This is a genomic window from Trebonia sp. (genome assembly GCF_030042015.1).
Classification (GTDB): Bacteria; Actinomycetota; Actinomycetes; order Streptosporangiales; family Streptosporangiaceae; genus Trebonia.
Window position 1 is genome coordinate 25,518 of the sequence record NZ_JASIAL010000210.1, and the last position, 6,589, is coordinate 32,106.

Sequence of the window (6,589 nt, forward strand, 5' to 3'; positions counted from 1 at the left end):
ATCCTAATTAGATACGATCGTATCCTAAGCTTGATGAGGCTAAGATGCAACTGTCTCTTAAAGGAGGGAACCGTAGAGTGGCCCAGCACACCGGCGGGCAGACCCGGCGGCGCGGCGCGGCCCTGGAGGCGGCGCTGCTCGACGCCGCCTGGGCCGAACTCCAGTCCGTCGGCTACGCCGCCCTCACGATGGAGGCGGTCGCCGGCCGCGCGGGCACCAGCCGGGCGGTCATCTACCGCCGCTGGCGCAACCGCCCCGAGCTGGTGATCGCCGCGATGCGCCGCCACCTCCCGATGCTCTCCGGCGACATCCCCGACACCGGCAGCCTTCGCGGCGACGTCCTTGCCGTCCTGCGCCGCGAGTCGCAGCGGCTGGCCCAGGTAGGGCCGGAAACCGTCTACGGCCTGCTCGGCGAGTACCTGAGCAACGCCGACGCCTTCGGCCGCGTCCAGGACGAGGTGCTGCACATCGGCGCCGGGGTCATGACCGCGATCCTGAACCGCGCCGCCGCCCGCGGCGAAGCACGTCCCGGCGTCCCCCTTCGTGTCGCGACCCTGCCGACCGACCTGTTCCGCCACGAGCTCTTCCGGTACCGCACTCCGCCGGGCGAGCAGGTGATCGAGGAAATCGTCGACGAGGTGTTCCTGCCGCTTGTCGCGGTCTCAGCTCCTGCGGGCGGCGGGGACGTCCGGCCCTACCCTGGGGCGGGTGGTTTGGCGCATGATCAACGTGTAAACCGGTGAAACGAGAGGGAGGAACCCGATGGCCGCACAGCCGGCAGGCGACCAAGCCAGGATCGTGGTGGGCGTGGATGGCTCGGACTCGTCGAAGGCCGCGCTGGCCTGGGCGGTGCGGCAGGCGGCGCTGACCGGCGCCGTGGTTGACGCGGTGACCGCGTGGCAGATCCCCAGTAGTTACGGATGGGTCCTGGTCGAGGACGGGCTCGACCTGGAGCAGTTGGCCGCCTCGATGCTCCAGACGGCGATCGCCGAGGCGGCAGGCCAGCAGCCGGGCGTGGCGATCCGGCCGGTGGTGGTGCATGACAACGCGGCGCGAGCGCTGCTCGACACTGCCAAGGGCGCGGAGTTGCTCGTGGTCGGCAGCCGTGGCCACGCCGGGTTCACCGAGGCGCTGCTCGGCTCGGTCGGGCAGTACTGCGTGCACCACGCCGAGTGCCCGGTCGTCATCGTCCGCAGTCCGCACGCCCAGGGAGCCGACTCCTGAGCTGACGCTTAACCGCTTTCGCGCACTGTGGTCCGCCAGAGCATCACTGTCATCTCTGGCAAACGGCATCGCCCCCATGCGGGGTAAGTTCGCGTCAGATGTAGGTGTACGACATCTGGCCCAGTGTGCCCGACTTGCCGGTTGCGTGCTCCTCACCTCACGTAACCGTCTATATTGCGTGCTGGGTGCACTCGGATTACTTCCGGGGGAGACGGTCGCCAGGGTCGCTAGCCGTCTTGTTGATGTGCCGCCAAGCAAATGCAACTGGGAGCAGTGAGTTAACCGTGTGCGCTGTGGCCGGGCACGGGCTTCATGGAGGTGGGGGGCGTGAGCCTGAGCCCACGGGAACACGAGATCCTGGGCCGGATAGCCAGCGAACTGACCGGTTCGGACCCTAAGCTGGCGTCGCTGGCAGCCGGGTTCAACCGGCTGATGGCAGGTGAGGAGATGCCTTCCCGCCGGCCGCTCGCGAGCGTCCGTCATCGGGGCCGCCCCCGCCGCCGAGCCCGGTACCGGCGCAGGACGCGCCATTCCGTCCGGGCATCGTGGTTCTTCGCGGCTGTGTGGTTCCTCACATCGCTAGGAATGATCGTTGTCGCCCTGGTGCTGACCTTCGTGACCCCGGCGGCCGCCAGCACCCGAGATTGCTCGCAATGGTGGGCGGCGGTCAGTTGCGCGGGCACGCGGTCGGCCACGGTGCCAGGTCAGTCGGCCAGGTCGGGATCCTAACCTCGGGCGGCACCGGAGCCGCCGCGGGCAACGTGTTCCGCGCAGTCGACGCGCAAGTCCGACGTGCTCATCGGGTACCCGTAGTAGGCGCAGCGGTGCCGGGCCGGCCAGGCGCCCGGCGCGGACCCCCGCTCGAAATGCCCGCAGGTGGTGCAGGTCCGCGCCACGCTGAGCATGCCCGCCGCGTGCATCCGCTCGAGCAAGTCAAGCAGCGTCGACAGCAGCCCCTCGCCCTCCGAGCGCGACAGGCCCGAGCTCGCGACCTCCGCGGGCGCGGTCCAGCGGGCCACGGAATGCGCCACGGCCCGCCCGGCGGCCGTGAGCCCCAGCACGTGCCGCCGCCGGTCCGCGGGGTCCGGCGACCGGTCGATCAGCCCCTTGCGCGCAAGCGCTGACAGCGCGTCGCTCATCGTCGGATCGGCGACGTCGAACTCGCGCGCGAGCTCACCGGCCACCGCGTCGGGCGGCGGGCCGTAGTACAGCCGCACGAGTACCCGCATCTGGGTGGGCGATAGGTCGTGTGCCCCGGCCGCTCGCCGGGCAAGTACCTGCAGGGCGTCGCCGACCCGGTCCAGGGCGGCGACGATCTTGGAGTCCAGCGAGGGATGGCGTTCCTCTGGACTGCCTGGCGGTCTCATGCGCGCTGCATCCTCCAGACTCAAACCGGCGATCACGTGGCAAAACACCTAAATACTTAGGACTCCTTGACATCGTACCCGACAATAGACTAGTAAGTAGATAGACAAAGTAGGAAGTCAGCGGGACCGGCGCCCGCCAGCGCAGCCAGAACAAAGGGGGACAGCGATGCCCAAGCTCTCCCGCAGCGACTGGTACGACTTGTCGCGCGACACAAACTGGACCTTCCGCTACGTCACCGAAGACGCAGTCTTCCCCGAAGAGCTCTCCGGCTCCCATCGCGTCGGCAAAGACCAATGGCTCGCCTGGGACGAGCCGTACAAGGTCTCCTACCGCGAGTACGTGCACAACCAGGTCACCAAGGACACGACCACGTACTCCCTCAAGAACGCGATCAGCCGCTCGAAGGTCTTCGACGAGCTCGACCCGGGCTGGAAATCCGTCATTCTCGCGCACTACGGCGCCATCACGATGCCCGAGTACCTCGCCTCGATCGGCGAGGCCCGCATGGGCCGGTTCGGCAGGGCGGCCGCCTGGCGGAACACCGCGACGTTCGGCACCCTGGACGAGGTCAGGCACGGTCAGATCCAGGCCTTCTTCCCCTACGGCCTGCTGGAGAAGGAGCCCCGCGGCGACTGGGCGCTCAAGGCCTTCCACACCAACAACTGGATCGCGATCGCCGTCCGCCAGCTCTTCGACGACATGTTCGTCGCCAACGACGCGGTCTCCATCGCCCTGCAGCTCACGTTCACGCTGGAGACCGGGTTCACGAACCTGCAGTTCCTCGGCATGGCCGCGGACGCGATCGACGTCGGCGACCTGGAGTTCGGCGCGCTCATCTCCAGCATCCAGACCGACGAGGCCCGCCACGCGCAGCAGGGCGAGCCGACGATCAAGGTGCTGATAGAAAACGGCCACAAGGATTACGGCCAGTTCCTCATCGACCACATGTTCTGGCGCAGCTGGCGCGCGTTCGCGCTGCTCACCGGCCTGTCGATGGACTACTACACGCCGCTTGAGAGCCGCAAGATGAGCTTCAAGGAGTTCATCGAGGACTGGGTCATCAAGCAGTTCACCGAACAGTTCCGCGACTACGGCCTCGACTTCCCCTGGTACTGGGACGAGTTCGTCAAGGAGCTGAGCTGGTACCACCACGCGATCCACACGGTCGTCTGGAACTGGCGGCCCACCGTCTGGTGGAACCCCGACGCCGGCGTCTCACAGGCCGAGCGTGAGTGGCTGGAGGAGAAGTACCCCGGCTGGAACCGCACGTTCGGCCGCCACTGGGACGTGATCACCGAGAACGTCCGGAGCGGCGACATCCCGGCTACCTTCCCCGAGACGCTGCCGCTGGCCTGCAACATCTGCCAGCTGCCCATCGTCCGCGCCGCCGGCGTCCTGGCCGGCGCGCACACCGACCCGGCCCCGCTGCGGCACGTCCACGAGGGACGGCTGTACCTGTTCTGCTCCGAGCCCTGCAAGTGGATCTTCACCCAGCGCCCGGACCGCTTCAAGGGCCACAAGTCGATCGTCGACCGCTTCCTGACCGGCGAGATCAGCCCGCCCGACCTCGGCGGCATCCTCGCCTACATGGGCCTGTCCGAGCCGGAGCAGGGCCAGGACGCCACCGGCTACGCCTGGGCCAACGGCCGCGACGGCCAGCACTAGGGAGACACCCGACATGGCACTGCTACCGCTGAGCGCGACCTTCGATGGCGACATCGTGTCGCTGCTCGTCGCCGTCGACGACGAGGACACCGCCGAAGTCGTCGCGCGCAAGATCGCCCACCACGTCGTCGGGCACCGGGTCGCACCCCGCCAGGCCCCGGTCAGGCTGCGGGCAGGCGGCCGGGTCATAGCTCAAGATCAGCTAGTCCGAACGATCCCGGCCGCTCCCCTGGACCACGTCGAAGCCTTCTTCGATGAGTGAGTGGACCGACGTGGCCACTCTGGACGAGCTATGGGAGGGCGACATCCGCGCGGTCACCGTCGGCGCGGAGCTGATCCTGCTGGCGCACCTGCCCGGCGGCGAGGTGCGCGCCTACCAGGGAGAATGCCCGCACTCACGGTTCCCGCTCGCCAGCGGCGAGCTCGCGGGCGACGTGCTCACCTGCGCGGGCCACGGGTGGGAGTTCGACCTGCGGACAGGTCAGGGCGTCAACCCCGGCAACTGCAGCCTGCAAGCCTTCCCCATCCGCGTGGCTGGGGAGCAGATCTCCGTCTCTATCTCTGGAGTGCGCGCATGAGCGACGAGCCGAAACAACTGGTCGGACCCGTTGTCCGCGGCTTCGATCCGGACATCGTGGACGCGCTGGAAACCGCGCTGGAAAAGGACAACCCGGGGGTGGAGCTCTTCATCGAGGACCGCGCCGGATACGTGCGCATCCACGCGCCCCGCTACCTGCGGGTGACCAGGGCCAGCCTGTCCGAGGCGCTCGGCAGGCCGATCTCACTGCCCGAGCTCGAGCCCGCGATCGCGAGCTTCGCCGGCCGGATGAACTACGTGGGCGATGACGAGCTCGTCTGGTTCCTGGAAAGGGGGGACACCCAATGACAACCCCGGCGACACAGCGGAAGCTGCGCACCTGGTCGATCGCCGACCCCGGGCGCCGCAGGCTCAACGAGTACGAGATCGTCACAGGGAAGTTCCACTACCACTTCGGCAGGCAGCCGGCCCCGTTCGACCTGGACCCGGGCAGCGCGATCAACCAGTGGTACCTGCGCTACCGGGAGGGCTCACCGCTCAAGGCGGCCGACTGGGAGGGGTTCAAGGACCCGGCGCAGCTGTCCTACCGCCGCTACATCGCGCGCCAGCACGACAGGGAGATATACGCCGAGGGGGTCGTCGACCACTTCGAGGCCGCCGACCACGACGCCGGGCTTGATCCGGCCTGGGTCGCCGTCCTCGGGCGGCTGTACCTGCCGGCCCGCTTCGCCTTCCACGTGCTGCAGATGACCAGCCTCTACGTCGGCCAGCTCGGACCGAGCGCGGCGGTCACCAACGCGTCGTTCTTCCAGGCCGCGGACGAGCTGCGCGTCCTGCAGTGGATCGCCTACCGGGCCAAGTCGCTGTCGCTGACGCACGGCGCGGCGCTGGCCGACGGCGCCACCGCCCGCGCGATCTGGGAGGACGACCCTACCTGGCAGCCGGCCAGGCAGGCCCTGGAGACGCTGCTGCTCGCCTACGACTGGGGCGAGGCGTTCACCGCGCTCAACCTGGTGGTCAAGCCGGCGTTCGACGCCTTCGTCAAGGAAGCCTTCGCCGACCTGGCGCTGGCCAACGGCGACGGGCTGACCGCGCAGCTGCTCAAGGAGTCTGGCGTGGACACGACGCGCAACCAGGCCTGGGCCGTGGCGCTGGCCAGGTACGCGATAGCCGCCCGTCCGGAGAATCTTGCAATTATCACCGAATGGGTAGGGAAATGGCAGCCGGCTGCCGACAGCGCGGTCGCCGGCCTCGCGGGGATCTTCACGCAAGCGCCCGTCCCGGCCAGCCCGGAATCGGCGGTCGCCACGGTCACCGCGAGCCTAGGCAACCTCAAGGAGGAGATTCGGTCATGACCGCCACCGACGAGTACCTGCGGAACAACGCCGCGTACGCCGGGCAGTTCACCGGCCCGCTGCCCCTGCCGCCGTCCAAGGGCACCGCCGTGGTCGCGTGCATGGACGCGCGGCTGAACGTCTACGCGATCCTCGGCCTGAACGAGGGGGAGTCGCATGTGATCAGGAACGCGGGCGGCGTGGTGACCGACGACGAGATCCGGTCGCTGGCGATCAGCCAGCGGCTGCTCGGCACGAGCGAGATCATCCTCATCCACCACACCGACTGCGGCATGCTGACCTTCACCGACGACGGGTTCAAGCGCTCGATCCAGGAGGAGACGGGGATCAAGCCGGCCTGGTCAGCCGAGGCCTTCCCCGACCTGGAGGAGGACGTGCGGCAGTCCAAGGCGCGGATCCTCGCCAGCCCGTTCATCCCGCACAAGGAGTCGGTCCGCGG

The 6,589-nt window shown here is 68.5% G+C and carries 10 protein-coding genes; 9 read left to right on the forward strand and 1 reads right to left on the reverse strand.

From position 1 onward, the window contains the following. The first annotated feature begins 77 nt into the window (after positions 1-77). The 3 genes from Q1N79_RS10940 (at position 78) to Q1N79_RS10950 (ending at position 1,953) form a co-directional block, all read left to right on the forward strand. Positions 78-743, forward strand: a complete 666-nt coding sequence (locus Q1N79_RS10940) for a TetR/AcrR family transcriptional regulator (RefSeq protein ID WP_300607787.1) — start codon at positions 78-80, stop codon at positions 741-743. A gap of 19 nt (positions 744-762) precedes the next feature. Beyond that, positions 763-1,224 carry a universal stress protein gene (locus tag Q1N79_RS10945; RefSeq protein WP_300607790.1) on the forward strand — a complete coding sequence of 154 codons (462 nt, stop codon included), beginning with the start codon at positions 763-765 and terminating at the stop codon, positions 1,222-1,224. Between the two features lie 327 nt (positions 1,225-1,551). Then, on the forward strand, positions 1,552-1,953 hold the full coding sequence (locus tag Q1N79_RS10950) for a DUF3040 domain-containing protein (RefSeq protein ID WP_300607793.1): 402 nt from the start codon (positions 1,552-1,554) through the stop codon (positions 1,951-1,953). Here Q1N79_RS10950 and Q1N79_RS10955 read toward each other — a convergent pair. Next, complete coding sequence (locus Q1N79_RS10955) at positions 1,950-2,591, reverse strand: MarR family winged helix-turn-helix transcriptional regulator (protein ID WP_300607796.1); 642 nt, start codon at positions 2,589-2,591, stop codon at positions 1,950-1,952. The genes Q1N79_RS10950 and Q1N79_RS10955 overlap by 4 nt on opposite strands. A 166-nt stretch (positions 2,592-2,757) precedes the next feature. Here Q1N79_RS10955 and Q1N79_RS10960 point away from each other — a divergent pair, with 166 nt between their 5' ends. The 6 genes from Q1N79_RS10960 to Q1N79_RS10985 all read left to right on the forward strand — a co-directional run. After that, complete coding sequence (locus tag Q1N79_RS10960) at positions 2,758-4,257, forward strand: aromatic/alkene/methane monooxygenase hydroxylase/oxygenase subunit alpha (protein WP_300607799.1); 1,500 nt, start codon at positions 2,758-2,760, stop codon at positions 4,255-4,257. A gap of 13 nt (positions 4,258-4,270) precedes the next feature. Then, positions 4,271-4,519, forward strand: a complete 249-nt coding sequence (locus tag Q1N79_RS10965) for a toluene-4-monooxygenase system B family protein (RefSeq protein WP_300607801.1) — start codon at positions 4,271-4,273, stop codon at positions 4,517-4,519. Further along, complete coding sequence (locus Q1N79_RS10970) at positions 4,512-4,835, forward strand: Rieske 2Fe-2S domain-containing protein (RefSeq protein ID WP_300607804.1); 324 nt, start codon at positions 4,512-4,514, stop codon at positions 4,833-4,835. Before Q1N79_RS10965 ends, Q1N79_RS10970 begins: the two co-directional genes overlap by 8 nt. Then, positions 4,832-5,143: an MmoB/DmpM family protein gene (locus tag Q1N79_RS10975; RefSeq protein ID WP_300607807.1), complete on the forward strand. Its 312-nt coding sequence runs from the start codon at positions 4,832-4,834 to the stop codon at positions 5,141-5,143. The genes Q1N79_RS10970 and Q1N79_RS10975 overlap by 4 nt, the downstream gene beginning before the upstream one ends. Further along, positions 5,140-6,150, forward strand: coding sequence for an aromatic/alkene monooxygenase hydroxylase subunit beta (locus Q1N79_RS10980; RefSeq protein WP_300607810.1), 1,011 nt, complete (start codon positions 5,140-5,142; stop codon positions 6,148-6,150). Before Q1N79_RS10975 ends, Q1N79_RS10980 begins: the two co-directional genes overlap by 4 nt. Then, positions 6,147-6,589: carbonic anhydrase (locus Q1N79_RS10985; protein ID WP_300607813.1), on the forward strand; the 443-nt coding region annotated here is incomplete at its 3' end. The genes Q1N79_RS10980 and Q1N79_RS10985, both read left to right, overlap by 4 nt.

What these genes read in the sequence shown, in the direction of transcription:
- Q1N79_RS10965 (WP_300607801.1), top strand. Translation starts at nt 4,271, where the DNA reads ATGGCACTGCTACCGCTGAGCGCGACCTTCGATGGCGACATCGTGTCG.
- Q1N79_RS10945 (WP_300607790.1), top strand. Translation starts at nt 763, where the DNA reads ATGGCCGCACAGCCGGCAGGCGACCAAGCCAGGATCGTGGTGGGCGTG.
- Q1N79_RS10955 (WP_300607796.1), bottom strand. Translation starts at nt 2,591, where the DNA reads ATGAGACCGCCAGGCAGTCCAGAGGAACGCCATCCCTCGCTGGACTCC.
- Q1N79_RS10960 (WP_300607799.1), top strand. Translation starts at nt 2,758, where the DNA reads ATGCCCAAGCTCTCCCGCAGCGACTGGTACGACTTGTCGCGCGACACA.
- Q1N79_RS10970 (WP_300607804.1), top strand. Translation starts at nt 4,512, where the DNA reads ATGAGTGAGTGGACCGACGTGGCCACTCTGGACGAGCTATGGGAGGGC.
- Q1N79_RS10980 (WP_300607810.1), top strand. Translation starts at nt 5,140, where the DNA reads ATGACAACCCCGGCGACACAGCGGAAGCTGCGCACCTGGTCGATCGCC.
- Q1N79_RS10975 (WP_300607807.1), top strand. Translation starts at nt 4,832, where the DNA reads ATGAGCGACGAGCCGAAACAACTGGTCGGACCCGTTGTCCGCGGCTTC.